Source organism: Roseovarius sp. EC-HK134 (genome assembly GCF_902498815.1).
In the GTDB taxonomy this organism is placed as follows: Bacteria; Pseudomonadota; Alphaproteobacteria; order Rhodobacterales; family Rhodobacteraceae; genus Roseovarius; species Roseovarius mucosus_A.
The window spans coordinates 1-18,851 of sequence record NZ_LR701543.1 but is presented as its reverse complement, the minus strand read 5'-3'; the positions used below and the strand labels follow the sequence as shown (position 1 = coordinate 18,851).

The 18,851-nt window shown below is 60.0% G+C and carries 16 protein-coding genes; 3 read left to right on the top strand and 13 right to left on the bottom strand.

Annotated features, from left to right (window positions below; all coding sequences use genetic code 11):
- Window positions 1–59 precede the first annotated feature (59 nt).
- The 10 genes from GC127_RS02755 to GC127_RS02705 form a co-directional block, all read right to left on the bottom strand.
- On the bottom strand, window positions 60–1,688 hold the full coding sequence (locus GC127_RS02755; RefSeq protein ID WP_199861166.1) for a hypothetical protein: 1,629 nt from the start codon (window positions 1,686–1,688) through the stop codon (window positions 60–62).
- Window positions 1,689–1,726: 38 nt separating this feature from the next.
- Entirely contained in the window at window positions 1,727–2,380 is a 654-nt protein-coding gene (locus GC127_RS02750) for a hypothetical protein (RefSeq protein WP_037298756.1), read from the bottom strand.
- A gap of 355 nt (window positions 2,381–2,735) precedes the next feature.
- Window positions 2,736–4,736, bottom strand: coding sequence for a type IV secretory system conjugative DNA transfer family protein (locus tag GC127_RS02745; RefSeq protein WP_151976312.1), 2,001 nt, complete (start codon window positions 4,734–4,736; stop codon window positions 2,736–2,738).
- An 8-nt stretch (window positions 4,737–4,744) separates the two neighbouring features.
- On the bottom strand, window positions 4,745–7,078 hold the full coding sequence (locus GC127_RS02740; RefSeq protein WP_151976310.1) for a relaxase/mobilization nuclease domain-containing protein: 2,334 nt from the start codon (window positions 7,076–7,078) through the stop codon (window positions 4,745–4,747).
- Window positions 7,065–7,658 (bottom strand): helix-turn-helix domain-containing protein, encoded by a 594-nt coding sequence (locus GC127_RS02735; protein ID WP_151976308.1) that lies wholly within the window; start codon window positions 7,656–7,658, stop codon window positions 7,065–7,067. Before GC127_RS02735 ends, GC127_RS02740 begins: the two co-directional genes overlap by 14 nt.
- A 518-nt stretch (window positions 7,659–8,176) precedes the next feature.
- On the bottom strand, window positions 8,177–8,383 hold the full coding sequence (locus tag GC127_RS02730; protein ID WP_007120662.1) for a hypothetical protein: 207 nt from the start codon (window positions 8,381–8,383) through the stop codon (window positions 8,177–8,179).
- Window positions 8,384–9,024: 641 nt separating this feature from the next.
- Window positions 9,025–10,041: a GSU2403 family nucleotidyltransferase fold protein gene (locus tag GC127_RS02720; RefSeq protein ID WP_254699970.1), complete on the bottom strand. Its 1,017-nt coding sequence runs from the start codon at window positions 10,039–10,041 to the stop codon at window positions 9,025–9,027.
- A 133-nt stretch (window positions 10,042–10,174) separates the two neighbouring features.
- Window positions 10,175–11,104 (bottom strand): DUF2493 domain-containing protein, encoded by a 930-nt coding sequence (locus GC127_RS02715; RefSeq protein ID WP_151976302.1) that lies wholly within the window; start codon window positions 11,102–11,104, stop codon window positions 10,175–10,177.
- Window positions 11,105–11,838: 734 nt separating this feature from the next.
- The gene (locus GC127_RS02710; RefSeq protein WP_008282939.1) at window positions 11,839–12,585 is read right to left on the bottom strand and encodes an RES family NAD+ phosphorylase; all 747 of its coding nucleotides are present in this window, start codon (window positions 12,583–12,585) and stop codon (window positions 11,839–11,841) included.
- The gene (locus GC127_RS02705) at window positions 12,566–12,958 is read right to left on the bottom strand and encodes an antitoxin Xre/MbcA/ParS toxin-binding domain-containing protein (RefSeq protein WP_037298748.1); all 393 of its coding nucleotides are present in this window, start codon (window positions 12,956–12,958) and stop codon (window positions 12,566–12,568) included. The genes GC127_RS02710 and GC127_RS02705 overlap by 20 nt, the downstream gene beginning before the upstream one ends.
- A 420-nt stretch (window positions 12,959–13,378) precedes the next feature.
- Here GC127_RS02705 and GC127_RS02695 point away from each other — a divergent pair, with 420 nt between their 5' ends.
- The 3 genes from GC127_RS02695 to GC127_RS02685 are packed head-to-tail and all read left to right on the top strand — an operon-like array spanning window position 13,379 to window position 16,718.
- The gene (locus GC127_RS02695) at window positions 13,379–14,704 is read left to right on the top strand and encodes a nucleotidyltransferase (protein ID WP_008282937.1); all 1,326 of its coding nucleotides are present in this window, start codon (window positions 13,379–13,381) and stop codon (window positions 14,702–14,704) included.
- Window positions 14,694–15,266, top strand: coding sequence for an SLATT domain-containing protein (locus GC127_RS02690; protein ID WP_254699969.1), 573 nt, complete (start codon window positions 14,694–14,696; stop codon window positions 15,264–15,266). Before GC127_RS02695 ends, GC127_RS02690 begins: the two co-directional genes overlap by 11 nt.
- Before the next feature lie 30 nt (window positions 15,267–15,296).
- Entirely contained in the window at window positions 15,297–16,718 is a 1,422-nt protein-coding gene (locus tag GC127_RS02685; protein ID WP_037298746.1) for a DUF2235 domain-containing protein, read from the top strand.
- 373 nt (window positions 16,719–17,091) lie between these two features.
- Here the strand turns inward: GC127_RS02685 and GC127_RS02680 are convergent, their stop codons facing one another.
- From GC127_RS02680 to GC127_RS23055, 3 genes are all read right to left on the bottom strand, one after another.
- Window positions 17,092–17,820, bottom strand: a complete 729-nt coding sequence (locus GC127_RS02680) for a DUF736 family protein (protein WP_151976298.1) — start codon at window positions 17,818–17,820, stop codon at window positions 17,092–17,094.
- A 125-nt stretch (window positions 17,821–17,945) separates the two neighbouring features.
- A complete protein-coding gene (locus GC127_RS02675; RefSeq protein ID WP_027263637.1) occupies window positions 17,946–18,248 on the bottom strand; it encodes a hypothetical protein in 303 nt (100 codons plus the stop codon).
- A 100-nt stretch (window positions 18,249–18,348) separates the two neighbouring features.
- Complete coding sequence (locus tag GC127_RS23055) at window positions 18,349–18,846, bottom strand: hypothetical protein (protein ID WP_254699989.1); 498 nt, start codon at window positions 18,844–18,846, stop codon at window positions 18,349–18,351.
- Between the last annotated feature and the right edge of the window lie 5 nt (window positions 18,847–18,851).

The following is an 18,851-nucleotide window of genomic DNA, read 5'->3' as shown; positions in this document are numbered from 1 at the left end:
AGAGTCAACTATGAGGAGGCCGGGATGACGACCGAGGCCCCGTTCTTGTCCAACCCGAATCAAAGCCACCGCAGCCGCTCGCCTGCAGTCACCTTGCTGAAGCTGGTCGACTCGCCACCCTTGGTAAGCCGGAGAGAGGCGTTGGTATTGAGCTTTACCTCCTCGAGCATCTGCACACCGAGCCGTTGCCCCAGCGCGAGAATCTCCGTGTTCAAGCGCTCGAGTATGTCGCCGCGACCAGCGTTGTAGGCTTTATCTGCCTCGGCATGAGCCGCGTTGATAAGCGTAACATCGGAAGAAACAATGACGGGTCTCGCGGGTGTCTGGCGCTCCTTCAATGCGCCCTCCAGTCGCGCAACATCAAGTTCTGCCTTTCGACGCTCTTCGAATGTGGCACTCGTTGCCGCCTTGGTCAGTTCCCGCCGTGCATTCTCGAGCTCGTCGCTGCTCGACTTCGACTTCACACTCAGCGCGTTGGTGTTGGCGCGCGCACGATCGGCGGCAGCTTTGGCGGCCGCGAAACGCTGTTCGATCGCGTCCAACCCGTCGTCCGCGCCCTCCATCTCATCGATCGGGATTTCCTCAGCGCAGAGCGAACAACTCAGATCAGCACTTTCGCGCTTCAGCCGTTCGTTCGACACCCGCGTCTCGCAGCGCGGGCAACAAACAGGTTTCAGGCCGTTGAAGAACTGCGTCGCAACGATGTTCTCGCGCAGATCACGCACAGCACGCTCGTCCCCGGTCGCGAGGCGTTCCAATTCGGTCGTTTCGGCCTCGGCACGGGCCAGGCGCTGCGCGAGATCGAGCGCAATTGGCGAAAGGCGAGCGACTTCGCCGGCCAGGCGCTCGATTTCGGAGGCTGTTCCGGTCACTTGTGCGAAGCCGTCCAGAATCTTCTTCGCTGCCTGAAGTTCACCGTCGATTCGTGCGCGGGCAATCTCCGCGTCCTTCGCCGCTGCCGTCGCAGCCTTGGACGCTTTCTCGGCTTCTTGTTCAAGCTCGCGCTTGACGGTGCTCGCCTGCATCACCGTTGTCGCCCAAGGTATACCAATATACATCTGCAACATGCGTGCTGGCAGACCCCCCATCTGGACGTCACCTAGTAACTGCTTGTGGTCGCCGCCGAAGTAGAGGCCGCCCGAAAGCGCGGCCCAGCCATGCTCAACAACTTTGCGCTCGTCCTCTTTGCCCTGCATCGCCGTGACCGGGTCGAGATCGAGCGTATTCATCATGAAGCGCGACATCGCTGCCTCGAAGCCCTCGTCCGACATGAAGCGATCCAGTTCGTCCGTCTCTCCTGACGGGCGGCGGCGCGCCAAGCTGCCGCGCGGAACACGCTCATCGACCGCGAACTCCACCACGTAACGCTGATCATCGACGTCAAATTCGACGCACACCGAGGACAACCACCGGCGCACGTCGTCCTGCAGGCCCTTCGGCCTGCCTCGCAGCGCCCACAGCAGGATTTCCAGCACTGTTGATTTGCCCCGGAGGTTCCTCTGGCTCGTCACTGCCCAGACGCCGGCGGTCAGTTCCGACCAGTCAAAGTCGATCGCACCCTGTGCGGTTCCGCGCTTTTCACCCCTGAACGCGATACGGCGTATCGTCAACGTGGGCGCGGGTCGCAGCGGCCGGTCTGCCACAATTCCTCTCTTGCGCAGAGCCAGTTCCGCTACTGTGAGGCTCATACCTGCCTTTTCTGCGACTGCCTCTAGCCAACTACCGGTCATTCATCGAGCCTTTCCAAGATTGCTGCGAGCCGTGCCAGCACCCGATCTGTGATTGGCTGGATCGTATGGCTAAGTTCCGTTCCCGCATATTCGGCCTGAAGATACTGTCGGTCCTTCAGCGCCTTGCCACCCTGTGCGCCCGCCACTCGCGCCACGATGCAGGCACGATCACGATACCAGCTGAGTTCGGGGGCCGCAGCAGAGATCCGTCCCAACGCGTCTTCGCCTGCAGTGGTCAATAGATAGAGATGCTCACGGATCTTGACGCCAGGAACACCGTCGCGCTTGATGCGAATGAGGTCTGCAGCCCGCAGGATCGCCAGTGCATTGTCGAGCGGTTCAAATGCCCCAAAAAGATAGCGCACCATCGGTAGGCGCCTGAGATCGGGCTCACGATCATCGAATATCCGCTGTGCGATCGTAAGTAGATCGCGTTCACCAGACGACTCGAACTCCGTTAGGAGCTCGTTGGCGAGATAGTCTGGATTGCGCATCCAGAAGTCGAGTGCCTGCAGGCGCGACTGAGAGCGCAGCACGCAAACAATATCATGTCCCCAGCGAATAGGATTGATTGTGTCGCCCGCCGCCTGAATGCAGGCAAGTAAGCGTATGGCTGTCTGTCTCTCGCTGGCAAAAGCTATTTCCGCCACTTTGAATTTATCCTATTGTCGACCTTCGCCAAATTGTCCCTCATTATCCTCTCATTACCAAATTGCTTCATAAATATTAGATGACGCCGCTGTAATCTTCGCGAAATCCACTAGACGTTAGGCTAAAGGCTCGATGTATCGTCCGCCTAGCTTTAATTTTCTTGCATTCCATTTTTGTGAGTTCCAACGGGGTTCTATACCCAAACAAGACCGCCCTAAAGGCAATCAGCTCCCCGATTTGGCGCAACTTCGCCAGCTTGGCGGCATCGCGGTAATCCGTCTTCACGCGGCCTTCTAAGTGATCCGGCGAGTTTCCCGCTACAGTCTGCCCGACAGACAAGCCATGCTCGCCACCCTATCGAGCAACCAGCTTTTCGCCATCCCCCTCCTGCAAGATCGCTTCCATTTCGTCCAAGCCATCGACGGCGGAGCGCACCTGTGCCTCATCATCCACGCCCACTGTCTCGGCATCCGCAACTCGGCCCCCAAAATCCATCTCCATCTGTCGCTGTTCCTCCGCGACGACGGCGTAAACGACAGGCGCAGTCTTTTTTGGTGCGACGTCGGTTTGCCCTGACGTTTGACTACCCGCTTCTTGGCGTGTGGTCTCCACAACGGCGTCAGACCCACTTGGTCCGTTCGCTGGCGGAGTCATCGGCATGGCGCGCACACTCAGCGGCAGGTTCCCCTGCGGTCCCCCTCCCCCCGGCTCCGGAAACGGCAACTCGCCCGTCTGCGTCGCATGGATCGCCTTGAACAGCCGATCGTCAAAATATTGGATCCGCTTTGCACGGACGGGCATCTGGGCATCGATGACCATGACGATCTCGTCGAGCGGCAGGCGGCGCGCCTCATCTTCGGGCAACAACGAGCTCTCTTCAGTCCGTGTGGATTGGCTGCGCCCTTCAAAGGGGTTCTTGCCGATGGACTGGGATCGCGTGATGACGGTCTTCGTGGTCTTGCCGACCGCCTTGCTCAGCTCCTCGACGGTCTTTTCATCCGAAGGTGTCAAGTAAAGCTTCACGCCCGCGTTGCCCTGCAGGGCGCGGCGGGTGTTCTCGCCGTAGATTTCATCGAGGGCGGGGATGGTTTGGGTGACCACGGCAAGGTGACCTCGATAAGTGCGCAGGGTCTCGATGCTTTCGACCACGATGGGCATTTTTCCGAGACGGTTGAACTCGTCGAGCATGATCATCACTGGCCACGGCTCGTCTGGCCCGGGATCCTTTTCCTGCATGGCCGAGAGCAGGTCGGAGAAAAACAGCCGGATCAGCGGCGCGAGCGGCTTCACCATGAGAGGCTGGACCACGAGATAGACCGAAAAGGGCTTCTTGCGGATCGTGCGGAAATCAAAATCCGACACGGACGTCGCCTCATCGATGGCCGGGTTCTGCCATTGATCGAGCCCCGAGGTCATCAGGAGCGAGACATAAGAGGTCAGTGTGTCGTTGTTGGTCGAGGCCAGCCGCGTGAAGATCAGCTTGGCCGCTCTGTTGTCGACCTCGTGGCCCCGCGCAAAATACTCCTTCTGCTTGTTCCCGCCCGAGGCGGCGATGCGGTAGATCTCGCCCAGGGTCGGACGCTTGCGCTGGAAGGCCAGAAGCCCCGCCGCCACGAAGAGATCAATCCCGCCTTTGAGCAGCCCCTGCACCCGGTCATTGTCGCTTTGCAGGAAGAGCGTCGCCAGGAGCTGCAATTCCATCTGCTGGCGCGCGGGATCTTTCAATTGATAGATGCGCAAGAGCGGGTTGTAGCGATGCGTGCGCTTGCCCTCCCAATCGGTGGGTGCAAAGCGATAGACCTTGTCGCCTTGGGCGGCGCGGTGCCGGGCCGTGGCCTCGAAACACTCGCCCTTCACATCGAGCGTCACGGCGGAGCCTTGCCAGGTCAGCAGGTTCGGAATGACGAAGCCCGTGGTCTTGCCGCGGCCCGTGGGCGCCACGATCAGCGCATGCGGGAAAACCTTCGAGCAAATGTAATTGGCGCGGGAGCCCGGCGTCCCCAGCTTGCCGAGGATGAACCCGGTCCCGGGCACCCCGAAGAACCCATTGGCCTTCATCTCGCGCGCGGTCTGCCAATGGGTCTGGCCAAACCGTGTCAGAGCGGACCCCGAGAGGGCGAGGCTCAGCATCAGGCCGGCGGCGGCGAAGCTGCCGATGATCAGGTGAATAAGTTGCGCGTCCTCCGGGCGGTGATCGAGGATCGCCAGATAGTTCTGCGCGATATAGGCAAAGTCGATCTCGGCACCGAACCCGAGATCCTGGTAGGTCAGCACCGCCGAGGCGATGGTATAGCCCATGGCCCCGGTCACCAGCGTTACCAGCAAGACCCCTGTTGCGATCCGCGCTTTTCCCATGGCGGCGCTCAATGGACCTGACCCCTCTCGGTCTCGCCATCCACGTCAGCGGTGCGGTGTTTTTCATATTCGGTGTCGGCAAGATCATCGACCACCTGGCGCAAGGCCTCCGTGTTGGCCGTCGCGGCATCGGATTGCAGATAGACCTTGGCGACATAGAGCCGGTCGAGGCGGTCCTCGAGAACCTTCTCCAGCGCATCGGCATCGCCAGATGTGAGCCGGTCGAGTTGGCGAACGTCCAGTACCCGCGCGATCTCGTCGCGGAAGGCGTCCCGCTCCGCCTCGGTCTCGAAGGGCGCGGACAACTCCCCCGCCCGCTCATGCTCCAGGACACGCGCAATCTCGTCTGCAAGGCGGTCGGCACGGTCAGACTGCGAAGCAGTTTCACCGCGGGCTGCGAGGAGTGCGTCGCGCGTTCCAGACCCAAGCCCATCGCGCATCTCGGTTTCGCGGCGGACCTGATTGATGGCCTCCGTGTCGCGTATCTCGACGACGGCCGCATAGGTCGCACCGAGCCCACGGGCAAGGTGGGACGGCATGTCCGGATAGCGCGTGCGCAAGTCATCCGTGACAGCATCTGCAACGGGCGTGCGGACGTCGCGTCCCTCCATGATCCGGTCGACCTCGCGGGTGATCGCGCTGGCGCGGGCCGCATCGGTGATGGTCTCCCTGTAGGGCTCAGACCGGTCGATCACATCGCCGGGACGTACGAGCAAGTCCGGGTGTGCCTCGAGATATGCGCGCTGCTCGGTCTCGATCCGGCGCTCCGCCCTTGAGACAACCTCCCAGTCCCGGTCCTCGATCTGCTGCGCTGTCAGGCCCTCTGCGCGCATCTCCTGACGGATTGTTCCTTCCATCGCCCGCACCGCGCCCTCATGATAATGGAACCGCTCGCTGACCGCTTCCGCTTCCATGACACCATCCCGGCGCAGCACGTTCTCCCGTTCCAGCAGCGTGCCAAGCGCGACATGCACATCGTTGAGAACGTCGCGCGCCTGTTCCAGATCAGCGCGGCGTTCAAGGTTCAGATCCCGCGCCTCGGCCACCTTGGCGAGATCATTGGCAATCCATTGATGCTCGAGCGCTGCATTTGAGGCGCCCGTCTCGATCCGGGCCACCACTTCCGATGTGCTGATCCCGGTGCCCCGTAGTGCCGCGTCAATGCGCGATCTCAGGTCGGGCTCGGCCAGTCGCTCGCGCTGGCTGGCGTCAATATTGGCTTCGGAATAGATCCCGCCCTCCGAGGGGGTCTCTGAAAGCGTGGATGATCGCAAACCGAGAGGCTGCATGTGCTGGACCTGCGTCTGGATCTCGATGAGACGTTTTTCCAGCACGGGACGTTCCGTGTCGGACTTCTCGGCGATCATGCCCTGCACCCGCGCCAGCTTCTCCGCATAGAGGCTTCTCAGGTCCTCGAAGCTTTGATCCTCGGCCATATACACATCTCCTGTTCGGTCCACCTGCCCGCCGCGCGCCAGCACCTCGCCCGCGCGGAAGAGTGCCGCGGCAATATCCTCGCGGGCCTCCCGGGAGGCCTCCGCGGCAAGCGAATGGTAGACGGTTCTGGTGTTGGCGATCTCCGCCAGCGTCCGGGTCAGGTCCTGCCCCACGCGTTCGCGCTCGCGGGGCGCGCGACCCTCGTCTTTCGCCGCGTAGACCTCGCGGGTAGGGGCTGGGTAATGCACAACCCCGCGATCCACCCGGCGCGTGGCTTCCAGCCGCACGCCATACTTCTCGGCCTCCTCGACCATGGCGAGGCGGAAGTCGTCATAGTTGAAGCGGTGATTGCGGCCGAGGAAGAAGAACTCGCCTTCTTGCGAGCGGCGGTTCAGCACCAGATGCGCATGGGGGTGATCGCGGTCCTCATGCACCGCGATGATGTAGTCGAAATGCCCCGCGTCGGTCTGGAAGAACCGCTCGGCCACATCCGTCGCGATGTCGCGCACATCCTCCCCGCGCGTGCCGATGGGGAACGACATGAGCATATGGGTCGTCTGGCCCAGCTTGGGCTTGAAGCCCGCATCCCAGCGCTTGGCAAAGCGCTCGGTCAGATCCTTGATGTCACCCGCCTCGAGCTTGGCCTTGCCATCCAGGAACCCGCTACTGTCCACGATATGGGTGGACTTGGTTGTGAGGTAATCGAGCTGGTTTGCGAGCTGCGATTTGGTATGCGTCCCCCCGCCCCGGATCGCTTTGAAGACCGCCGGCCGATGCCCGGCTGCCGCGCGCACAAGCTGGCTCTGCTTGGCGACATGCAGCCCCTGCATCGAGCCCCGGATGCGGCTCCAGCCGTCCCGGAAGACCTCGCCCGTGACGGCATCGACCGCATCATTCAGCCGCATGGGCAAACTCCCTCAGCGCGGCTGTGGCCTCGAGCTGCATCGCGTCCCGACGGCGGCGCAGCAGTAGGTCGATCTCGTCAGCGGAATCCAGGATGAACCGCGCCAGCCCGCGCATCTGCGCCAGGCGCAATTCGGTGAACTCGGCATTCGTGCCGCCCACGGCCCCCTGCCCCTGCCGGTTGGCCTGCGTCATCTGCTTGGCGATCTGCGCGACCCCATTACCGACCTCGTGCAGCGAGGCGCGGTAGCGCGCCATCTCGGCCGCCATCTGCGCGTCCGGAACGAACACCCCGCCTGCCGCCTGAATGAGCCGCCGAAGCCCCTCGGCCCGGCTCTCGATCCCGGCGGCGGCCAGCACTTCGTCGAGCGCCGCAAGCTCGGCGGCCGTGACCTTCACACTGACCGCTGAGACCGGAATTGCGGCATCCGTCTGGCGCTCGGCATCGGCTTTCAAGGTGTATTGGATTGCCCGAGGCGACACACCAAACCGCTCCGCCAGCACAGATGTCGAGACACCTTCCGCAGCCTCGCGAACGATCTTCATGCGTTCCGCATCTGAGAGACGTTTTGAGCGCGACATGCGAAGAAAGACCCCCTATTTCCTGCCACCTTCCACCAAGGCTGCCCCTACCTTACGATAATATACCGAGCTGTCAATTATATACTTACGTCGCCTTCAGTCTCAGGCAGCCTTGGTGTCCGCTTCACGCCGCGGCCCGCAGGGACGCGGCTCTGCCGCCCTCACCACCGGGCGACCCACCTGTCCTAGGGGTCCCGTCCGCCAGCACCGCCCGAGGGTCTGGACGAACACGCATGTGTTCGGACCGAACCGCGGGCGGGCGCAAACCCCACCGACAGGGCGGACAGGCAGGGTCAAGGAGGGCCAGATTTGGGTCCCCAAATCTCTGCCGCAAAAACCGGGAGGCCCTGGCCGATAGGTTTTTGTGGATGGCCCCCTTGAGGCTGACTGGCCGGTCTGTCGCGGCCTGATCATTCCGGGGAGAGTGCGTCCGTTGAACGCGCAGGGACCGGCATCCCTGGAACAGGGATCGGGCCGCCCCAAGATCATCCTGGGGCGGCCCATCCTCGTCAGAGGATTTAGTCCTGGGGATCTTTCGCGCTCGGCGGGAACATCACCAGCTCCGAGACCGCGACCGGGAAGTCGAGCTTGAGGCTGAAGAACTCCGAGCCGTCCCCGTTGCGGGTGTTGCGGAACATCGCACCCACGCGCTGAAAACGAGTGCGCTCCTGGCCATCGGTATCGGTGAACTTGACGGGGACTGTGGCGACGTAGTGGTTGGTCATTTGGGTTACTCCTTGTTGCGATGGGGATCACCCGGCACGGGGGCAAGAGGCCCGATCGCAAGCGCAAATGCGGAGGGTCCGCGGCTAGCCGTGGAAGCCGTATTTGTGCTTGCCGAAGCGTGAGCTGAGGGCACGAACGGGCCGACCCCGTGCGATCCACATCTATGAGCAAAAAGGAGAGACCCGAATGACCCTTGCCATCACGCAGCCGCCACCGTCCGCGTCCTCGTCCCGCCAAGCCTGGCCGGGGTGCTGACGGAGCCCGTCCGCGTGGGTGTGATGTTCCGAAACGCCACCCGGGGGTTGTGCTGGTCTTCAGCCTCAAGTGCGACGTCTCGACCCCTCGCGTCTTGCTCTGCTGACGATGCGCGTGACATGCGCACCATCCCCAGCCCGTACCGATGCGGATGAGCCGCACTCTGACGGACCGGGTAGAGAGATAACGGTGCTGGCCGCCGCAGACTGCCGATCACGCGTGACCGATCGCACGCACTATGAGTGCATGACGAAAAGGCCGCGCCAAGCGCGACCCCCTCTCTTCAATCTTGCGCAGCCTTATTCGCCGGGTCGGCAACCCGTATGACCGTCAGGCCATTCGCTTCCGCCTTCTGCCCGAGGTTCAGGGAACCCCATTTCGGCATTCACACTCCCAACCCGTCGAGGATTAGTTTCGTCTCAGGCATCCGGATCAGTGAGTTCCCAATATGCTCCCGCCAGCGCGGGCCGACCTCCAGAGCAGCGGCATAGGCGCGGGCTAGATCATCAGGGCGGTCCTCGGCCATCGCCTCGATCAGGAAGGCCGCCTGCTCGCGGTCCTTGGCCGACTTGAGGCTGCCTGCCCCGTCGCGTCGCCGATCGGAGATGATCAGTTTATGGACTGCGTATCTCTCCGGACGTGGCACTTGGACCAGAACGCCGGATCGATAGATCGCCGCCGCATGGATCGGCTCAGCGATCAGGAAGTTGAGGTAGTTCAATCCTTGGGCGTTCACGCCCAATGCTGGCAAATCACGGATGGTCTCATCTCCGAAGGCCGGCGTGAGAAACTCAACCAACTGGCCACTGCCACCCTGGGCCCACCGCCAGGTCCGCCCCTGATCAAGAGCCGGTAAGGGATCAAATTTGAGCGCCGAGAAGGTCTCGGCGAGCCCCGGGTCAACCTGATCCTGCAGCGCCACGCTGAGCTTTTCGAACTGGGCGATGTCGATGTCGCCGGTGTTGGCCATACCGCCAATGGGCAGGCGGATACCAAGCTCGCCTTCATAGAGGCGAAATGCATTGGTTCCGACGATGGTGCCACCCAAACGGAAAGTCCCAGCAGCCGCCATCGCCGACAGGATGGACCCCGTTGCCCGATCGGTGGGCGTCATGCCTTCCGCACGCAAGAGCCGAACAAGCCGCGACCGTTCCGCCTGCCGATCCTTGGCCGTTGCGCGCAGCTCTTCGATCCGGTCGATACGTGCACGTGTCTCGTCACTGTCCTCGCCGATATAGATGAACCGCATCTCCGTTCCGACGCGTCGCGCGGCGTACCAATAGGCCTTGTCGCCGCGCTCTTTGAGTGTCGGTTTTCCCTCCACACTGGATAGGGCGTCATCCTTGAGGAGCCGCACCAGATCGGTGTAGGCGCTCATCGCGATGCTGCTGAGTGGGGTCATGCCAATCATTTCCAAGTTTTGCTTGGCATCCATATACCTATCAAAACATGAAATTGCTAGGCAAAAGGACAAGAGGGCACCACCACGTCCATGAGAAACGACGAAAGGGCCGCCCGAAGGCGACCCTCTATGTTCACGTCTCCGCGGTCTTCTTCGCCGGGTCCGCAACCCGCATGACCGTCAGGCCTTTCGCTTCCGCCTTCTGGCCGAGGTTCAGCGCGACCCCGTTGCCGCCGAAGAGGACAACCCCCGTCGCCGCGAACTTGTCGTCCAGCATTTCGTCGTTGCACTTGAACGGTGCCGCTCGCCCGTGCGCGGACCAGCGCGGATCAAAGCGCGCTTGTGCTATCCCGCGTGCCCGGGCCCACCGAGCCGCGATCATCTCCGCCCCGTGCTTGCCACCTTTGTGGCAGAGGAAGATCTCCTGGTTGCGGTTCTGTTTGATCCGTTCGCGAACCTTGTCGAGCGTGTTGAAGATCACATCGACATCGGTCCAGTCGGTGGCGCCTGAGACGATCAGCGGCACCCCCTCGACTTTCGACTTCTCGGCAGTCTCGCGGTCGTGCTGCTCCAGAAGCTGCCGCGCCTCGAAGACTGCCCCGGTCTCCTGCGCCCGGACGCTTGCGCGCGACCCGGCTGCCGGGATGAAAGCGTGGCCCGTCTCGATCTCGTAGCATTCCGCCGCCGCCTCGCTCATCACCTCGATGGCGCCAACAATCTCGCGCAGCTGCAGAAAGCGCGCCTGCGCCTCTTCGAGCGCGGTCTCGGCGATTTCCGATCCGTCATGGGATTTTGCCAGCGCGCCGATCTTGTCGGCGGTGCGGTCGACCTCCTTGCCAAGCGCCACCTTGCGGCGCTGCAGGATCGTGGCGAGCCCATGGGCCAGCGGTTCGATTTCCGCTTCAAGCCCGGTCCCGCGCAACTGCCCGAGCAAAGCCTCGAAGCTCTCGCGGATGATGTGGTCGGTCAGGATGTGATCTTCCGGGATCGGCAGCTGCGCGTCCTTCTCGGTCAGCCCGAAAAGTTCGATCGTCTCGTAGGTGTTTGCGGTGTCGTAAGCCATGTCTGGTCTCCAGTGTTCGGTTCCTAGGCCACCACGTGAGTGTGGGGGCATGGCCGAATGCCTGGTTTCCGAATCTGCCCGGGTCAGGGACGGCGCAGCCGCCGGCTCGCCGGGCGCAAAAGTTTTCTGCGCGCAGCACCGGACACATGCGCGCCCTCACGCACGGGACCATCCCGCGCCACATGCCCCGCCCCCGCCGAAAAGTTTTGCGATCCTTGACGCGGGCTGATTTGGGGGCCATCCGGAGGATATGCTTCCGCGCTCATGTGTGTGTGTTTTGACGGTAGGTTTGCCCGACCCGAGCAGGCAAACGGCCAGACCGGACGCGTGAGACGGATGGAGCGGCGGGATCGTTTTGCCCCGCAAAACAGACCAGAGCGCAATCCGGCGGAGCGGCCGGGGAGGGACGTGCTCGCGAGGCGGGCAAGCCGGGGGCCTGGGTGCAACGCCGCGGGGAGGCCGCATGGCCGAATGCGCGACGGCCCGAAGGGCCGTTCTCTTCTGCGACACGCGAAGCCGAGCAGGGGAGGCCACAAGGCTGGGACTCAGGTCAATGATCAAGTCATGCCGCTTCTAAGAAGCGGTCGCGTCGGAAACGTTAATGTCATATATGGGACGTCCGGCAGGATGGACCAGAAACAATCATTCGCTATTTAGCGGCACGGAAGCGCTCACTATTTGAAAGTGGGTCAACTCGACAGCCTTCAGTCAGCTTGGCGACAAAATGACCAATGCTAAGCCGCCAGAATATCTTCGTCTTGGCCAAGGTCGCGGGGATCGATCGAATTGTCCTCGTCACCTCCAGAGTTGTCGAAAGCATAAAGCGACGAAACCTTTTCACCATCCCATGAGTACCTGAAGTGCTCACCTTGAATTGCACGGTCAAGCACATTGCCATCGAGCACGCAAATGCGAGTGCCGCTTGGTCGTTCGAATGACCGGAATAGCACGCCTGACAAACCTTCGGTCTTGGCGCGCTCCCAAAGCAACTTTCCAAGTTTACGCCGTTCTGATTGACAAAGCTCAACAGGCAACGCTCGTAGGTCTAAGAACGCGCCAGACACCTTTCGGCTTAGCATCCGCATGTCAAGCCCGATTGGAGCTTCCGCCGTGCGGCTAAGGAACAGCGCTCTTTTCGCAACCGAGACCGCCAAGGCTGTCTGTTTGTCTTGCGACATCTCTAGGCATCGTACGAACCGGTCGAAGAACCAACTACCTTCCGGATTTGAATAGGCGAACGGGGCATGGTTCCAGTTCTGAAAACGTGGAGACACATCATCTGCGGTCACACAACCTTGCCCTAGCAGGCGCTGCTTTTCCATAACACGAGGGTTATGAAGATCTGCGACAGCCGCGACCTGGTCGTCGCGCCCACCCGCGATGCGCTGATAGAGCGGCACAGGTGGAAATCGAGACGGGATAAGCACATAGAAAACGCCATTGATCTGCTTTACGTCGAAGTCATCCACCGCGTTGTGCATCAAGATATTCTCTTACTTTGTAAATATCGACAACGTTACCACCAAGCATCACGTCGAGTGCGCTTCGATCATCAAAAAACGCGTTCGGCTTTTTTATCCACCCATCCGCCGCTTCAGGGTTCGGCAACACAATTTGCAGAGACTTGTAGATGCCGAGCAGGTGAGAAATGCGTTCGATAGTGTCATGCGGAAGATTGCCACCGGATTTCTTCCACTTGAAGAACGTCGAGCGCCCCGGCGAGCCAAGCAGCGTTATCTGCTCATCAGTCGAGAGCTCCCAGTCTTCGGCAAGTCTCGAAAAAGCATCCATAATGGCTGGAATCCTGATGTTGTCCGCGCCGGGTTGAAGCGCAGAACCTATATGTGGTTGCATTGATCCTCCTATTATCCGCTTTTGGACTTGACGTCCAAAAGAGTCCCTATGTAGACTGTCCATATGAGGACTCAAATCTTAGTTTAGTCCGAATTGGCGAAGATGCAACAAAAAGGAGCAGTGCAGTGGCAGGGAAAAGAAAGGTTGGCGGTAGCTACCGAAGCGCAAAATCAGGACGCTATGTTACGCAGGCGCATGGGAAGTCGCACCCGCGAACAACCGTGAAAGAAGCTCGCGGGAAGAGCGGGTCAACCGGCGGCAGCTATCGAAGCGCCATCAGTGGTCGGTTTGTCACCGCGAAGCACGGCAAGTCAAATCCGAAGATCACCGTCCGTGAGAAATAACGACCGGATAGGGCAAAGCGGCTGACTAAACCAACCATCTAATCGCCCATTGAGGGCAAAAAATCGTGAGGCTTCAATGGGCATCTCAGACGACTTCAAGACCTTTCTCGATAATATCAAGATCGACAATGCCGCGACTATTGCCTTGCGATACGGCGAAGTCACTGCTTCTCTTAACAAGGAGTTTCGCGACACAGAGTCAAAAACGGCTAACAGCCTTCAAGTTGGCTCCTATGGCCGTTGGACGGCGATCAAGGGCATTTCCGACCTGGACATGATTTACATCATGCCCGCCGGGAAGTGGGACACCTACAAGGAAGAGGGCCAAAATAGGCTTCTTCATGATGCTAGGGATGCGATCAAGAGGCGATACCCTTCGACAACCGTCAAGGTGGATCGTTTGGTTGTCCGCGTGCTGTACAACGATTTCCACATCGAAGTGATGCCGGCCTTCAAGCTGGCTGATGGGAGCTACAAGTACCCTGACAACGCAAAAGGTGGGTCGTGGAAGATTACCAAGCCGCAGGCTGAACTCGATGAAATGAGAGAAGCCAATGAGCGCAAGAACCGAAACCTTCGCCACTTGTGCAAGATGGCGCGCGCCTGGAAGAACAAGCAGGGCGTCGCCATGGGCGGCCTTCTGATCGACACTCTCGCCTACAACTTCCTCGAGTCAACCGACGAATACGATACCAAAAGCTTCCACTACTACGATTACATGTGCCGGGATTTCTTCAAGTTCCTGGCTGATCAGCCCAAGCAATCCGAGTATGCAGCTCTTGGCAGTCGTCAACGCGTTCGTGTCAAGAAGCGGTTCGAGCGGAAGGCGAAGAAGGCATACGATCTATGTGTGAAAGCCATCGACGCGAGCGGACAGAAGAATGAGCGCCAGAAATGGCGGGATGTGTTCGGGAACGCCTACCCAGCACCGGTAAGGAGTGCTGCGGGAGAGGCCGCGGCATTCGCGCATGTCTTCAAAAATACTGAGCAGTTTGTCGAAGAAAGGTTTCCGGTCGATATTCGATACCACCTTCGCATCAACTGCGAAGTGACGCAGGATGGATTCCGGCCGGGAATGCTCCGTGACCTTTTGGAGCGGCATGGCGTCCTGCTTCCGAAGAAGAGCCTTCGATTCTTCATCGCAGATGCAACCGATCTTCCCGATGATGCCGAGGTGTTCTGGAAGGTCTTGAACCGTGGCGAAGAAGCCGAGCGTCGAGACATGATCCGGGGGCAGATCGTGCGCGACGAAGGTCGCGGTGAGCGCCGAGAGACCACAAATTTCCGCGGTGATCACCTCGTAGAATGCTACGCGGTCAGTCGGGGCGTGGTCGTTGCGCGCGACACCGTCCGGGTTCCGATTCGTGTCCGGGATGCCGAGGATGAAGACTATGCCGCCTGACTACGATATCGCGTTCGAGGATCAGGTCCGTGAATGCTTCGGACGGGTGGTCTATACCCACAAAACGCACGAACGTATGGCCGATCGCTCTGCCGACACACTTCGCCGGTACAAGATGGCTCAGATTGCGCTTTCAGCCCTAACGAGTGCTGGCGCAGTCGGCGTCGTGGTGGGAGACGAGACATGGGTCGAGATTGTAACCGTCGTTATTTCTTTCCTAACGCTGTTCGTGGCCGCTTACCTGAAGAACTTCGATCCCGGCGCCATCGCCCAAAAGCACCGTGACGCGGCCGCGAAACTCTGGAACGTCCGAGAATGCTACCTCTCGCTTCTAACCGACCTTCCAAGACTCTCACATGAAGTTGCAGTTGAGCGTCGCGACGAATTACAGGCTATGCTTGCAGCCCTTTATGAAGGAGCCCCTCAGACTGACGGAAAAGCCTACAAGGAGGCCCAAAGACAGCTGAAGGAGATGGAAGACATGACCGTCACAGATGACGAGATAGACTGTTTTCTTCCGCTCTCGCTAAAGCGATCCGGCGGACGACCTAAACAGAAATAAGTCAATCAGACTGAAGGCAAAAGGTAAATAATGACAAAGAATATCTGTATTTTTTCCGATGGAACCGGGCAAATGGGCGGATCTAGGCCAGACCAACGCCTTTCGAACGTCTACAAGATGTATCGCGCCATGCGTCCCGGCCCAGACTCACCAATTAACCCAAAGGATCAAGTCGCCTTTTACGATCCTGGGCTGGGTACGGGCGAGAGCGGGGGGCTCTTTGGCCGCGTCAAACCTATCCTCGAAAGTGCAGTCGGCACCGGCATCGATCACAATATCATCGATTGCTATGAACAAATCATCGCCCATTATGAGCCCGGCGACCGCGTGCTGTTGTTCGGCTTCTCGCGCGGGGCTTACACGGTCAGGGCACTGGCGAATGTCATGAACCTTTGCGGAATCCCAACAGAAATGCCCGATGGCAAACCCGTTCCGCGACACGGGCCCGGTTTACGCAAGATCGCCAAGGATGCAGTGAAGTTCGTCTATAACCACGGTGCCGGAAAGCCTCGCGGGCAGAACCCTTACTTCAAGCACCGCGAAGAGCTTGGTCGCAGGTTTCGCCAGAAGTATTCGAGTGCCCCGCAGGAGGGCGATGAAAACCAAGGCAACGTCCAGCCGACCTTCATCGGGGTTTTCGATACGGTGGCGTCACTCCGGACGGCAGTCGTGCGCACTCTCGTCTGGGGTATTACGTTTGCAACCGGCGCCGCCTTCGTCGCCGGTCTTGTTCTAGGGTGGTCATTGCTTCTGGTCATCCCTCTCGGTGCCTTACTCGGAGCCCTCATTTGGCAGCTTGGCTCTCTACTACTGGATAATTTCAAGTACTTCGCGGATGATCCTGATCGCAAACTGAAGATTTGGCGCCTTACAGACTGGCCGCAGATACTGAAGACCGGGCATTTCGCCGCTTGGAACAAGCGCAACTACGACATGTGGCTGGATCCCGACGTTAACCACGCCCGCCACGCAATGGCGATCGACGAAGACCGCGCAGACTTCCCACGAGTTGGATGGGCGTCCAAAAAAGCCGCGATTGAGACCAAGGATCGAGAACCGGCTTGGCTCAAGCAGGTCTGGTTTCCGGGTTGTCACAGCGATATCGGTGGCAGCTACCCCGAGGCCGAATCCCGTCTCAGTGATATCGCCCTAGACTGGATGATCGATGAGTTGAAGGAGTGTGTGCCTTCAATCAAAATCAACGAGAATTATCTCAACCGCGCTCCTGACCCCTTGGGCCTGCAGCATCGCGAGGACGCGATCGTGAGATTAGGACCAATCAGCATCCCATGGAAAAAAGGAATCCGAGAAGTTGGCGATGATTTCCCTCTCCACCCATCCGTACAAGAACGCATGCAGGCGACCGCGGTCGCTCAATTCGGAGAGGTCAAACCATATCGACCGCAACAGCTGAGCAAGCGACGCGATCTAAAGCGTTTCTATGAGACGTAAAATGCGTCTTCGGGCCCTTTCCGCAACAACTCTTTCGGCGCACCTTAATGTTGGACTGACCACGTCGCATTAGGAACAGCAAGTGAGAGAAGACCATAGTGCCGCGCGAAAGGAGCCCCCTGAGACCACGCTCTGCGCAGCAATGTGCGAGTTCATTTGACCCGGCACCCAACGACCACAGCGAGTGATTCATTTGCCAAGCTGCAGTGTAACATACCGAAATTGCTGTCAATCTCAACTTCTGGTAGTATATGGATGGTGTAGTTTCAAGGATCGTAAGATATGTCTCGCTGCGACATCGAGCCAAGACTAAAGGGGAACCGTGATCCCACGGCTCCCCTTTCGGTGCAAATCGTCTAATCTTGCGCGTTGATCATGCGACCAGCGAGAGCCCCGCGCCCGCGTCCTGCGGCTGCTCACCGCTGTCGATGAACGGGATGATCGAGAAGGTCTGCCCGCCGCGCTGTTCTTCGTTCTGCACGGCGTTGACGCGCAGGTCGCCATCGGGCGTGTTGATCAGCAGCGACAGGTAGTCATTGCCCGTGCGGCTGCTTTTCGCCATCCAGGCCGAGCCGACGCGTATCGGTGTGCCCCGGGGCGAGCTGACCTCGATGCGGTAATCGGGGTGGGTCTCTTCGGATTTGTAGCTGTTCTCGATCAGCATGAACTCCAGATCGAACATCATGTTCGCGATGTAGCCGGTGAAGGCGTTGTCGGCGTCCATGGCGGTGAGCTCGCCCGAGATCGAGCCGGATTTCATCAGGCCGTTCGAGACCAGCGGGATGATCTCGAATTCGCCGCTTTGGGCCGCACACGCCTCTTTCGTCTGCACCGCGTTGACCCGGAACGGGCCCAAGCCGACATCAATCTGCATCGAGATGTAGGGGTTGCCGCTGGTATTGCCGGTCTCGTTCCAGGCCGTGCCGATGCGCACCTTGCGGCCTGATTTGTTGACTGCCGTCACGTCAAAATCCGGGCTGCGTTCGGACATCTTTGCCCGCGCTTCCAACTGGATGGCGATGTCAAAACGCGTCGAGTGGATCATGCCGGTGTACTCGGCGGCTGCGGTCTCGACATTGCGGGTGAGGGTTCCTGCGAACATGGGATGGTTCCTTTTGGATTGGCCGGTGTCTGACGTCCTTGCCAGCGCATCCGGGATTGCTTTCTCGACCCCTTGAGGGATCACAAATCAGAAAGCTTGCTTTCCTTTTCAGCCCCGCCCACGGGTCAGAGCTGCCGTCCGAGTGGGAATGCCCCCGCGCCTCCTGGTGCTACGCCCCTCCCCTGCCCGTCTGGTCTTGATTGGCTGCCCGGATTTTCCGCGCCGTCCTCCGATCGCGCGATGAAGAACTCCGCCTCTTTTCCGTTCAACCCGTGCCCGCCCCGGTCGGTCAGACCGATGCAGCTACCGTTCGGCACATAGGTGATGAGGTACTGACCGAGCCGGTCTTTGTGCACAACGTAGCCGGTATTGGCCCAATGCACGGTCTGGCCGGCATCGACGGCCGCCTTGATGTCTTCGAGTGTCATGCGATCCTCCTCAAGAAGAATGGTGGGGAAACGACGCAAGAAGCCCGATCTTCCAACCGGGCTTCCATGCAGTATTCGTTTGGCAAACAGTCGAGAGCTGTCAGGCGCTTTGCGTGGCTTGCGTCGCGCGCGCCGCCATCCAATCCTTCAGGCCAAGAACCGTTCTTCCGGCGGCGACTTCAGATGCCCAGGCGACCCTTGGGTCGCCGCAGGGCTCATCGCCAGCATGCCGGTCGATGTGGCCATTGGCCATCCATGGCTCGGGCTGGATCCGTCGCAGCCAGTCCGCCATGCTCGGAATACGGCCCTGGCAGTCTTCACGGATATGCTGCTCGCCGATCCAGCGCACGGGAATGTCCCGACCTGCGCTATTGGTCAGGGTCAGGCCGAAAACCCGTTCGGCCTCGAACAGGCCCTGGGCATGGTGGCGCATGGCTCGGTGCGTGAAGAGCGCGAGGTGCTCTTTCGAGGCGTCAATTATCTGGACACTTGCGATTTCACCTCCAAGGCTGAAGTTTTCACCTTTTTCCGAGGGCAGATTATGCAAGTCACCAGAGCTCGAGAGGGGACTGTCCCTCGCTATTTTGTCCGCGATGATGCAGG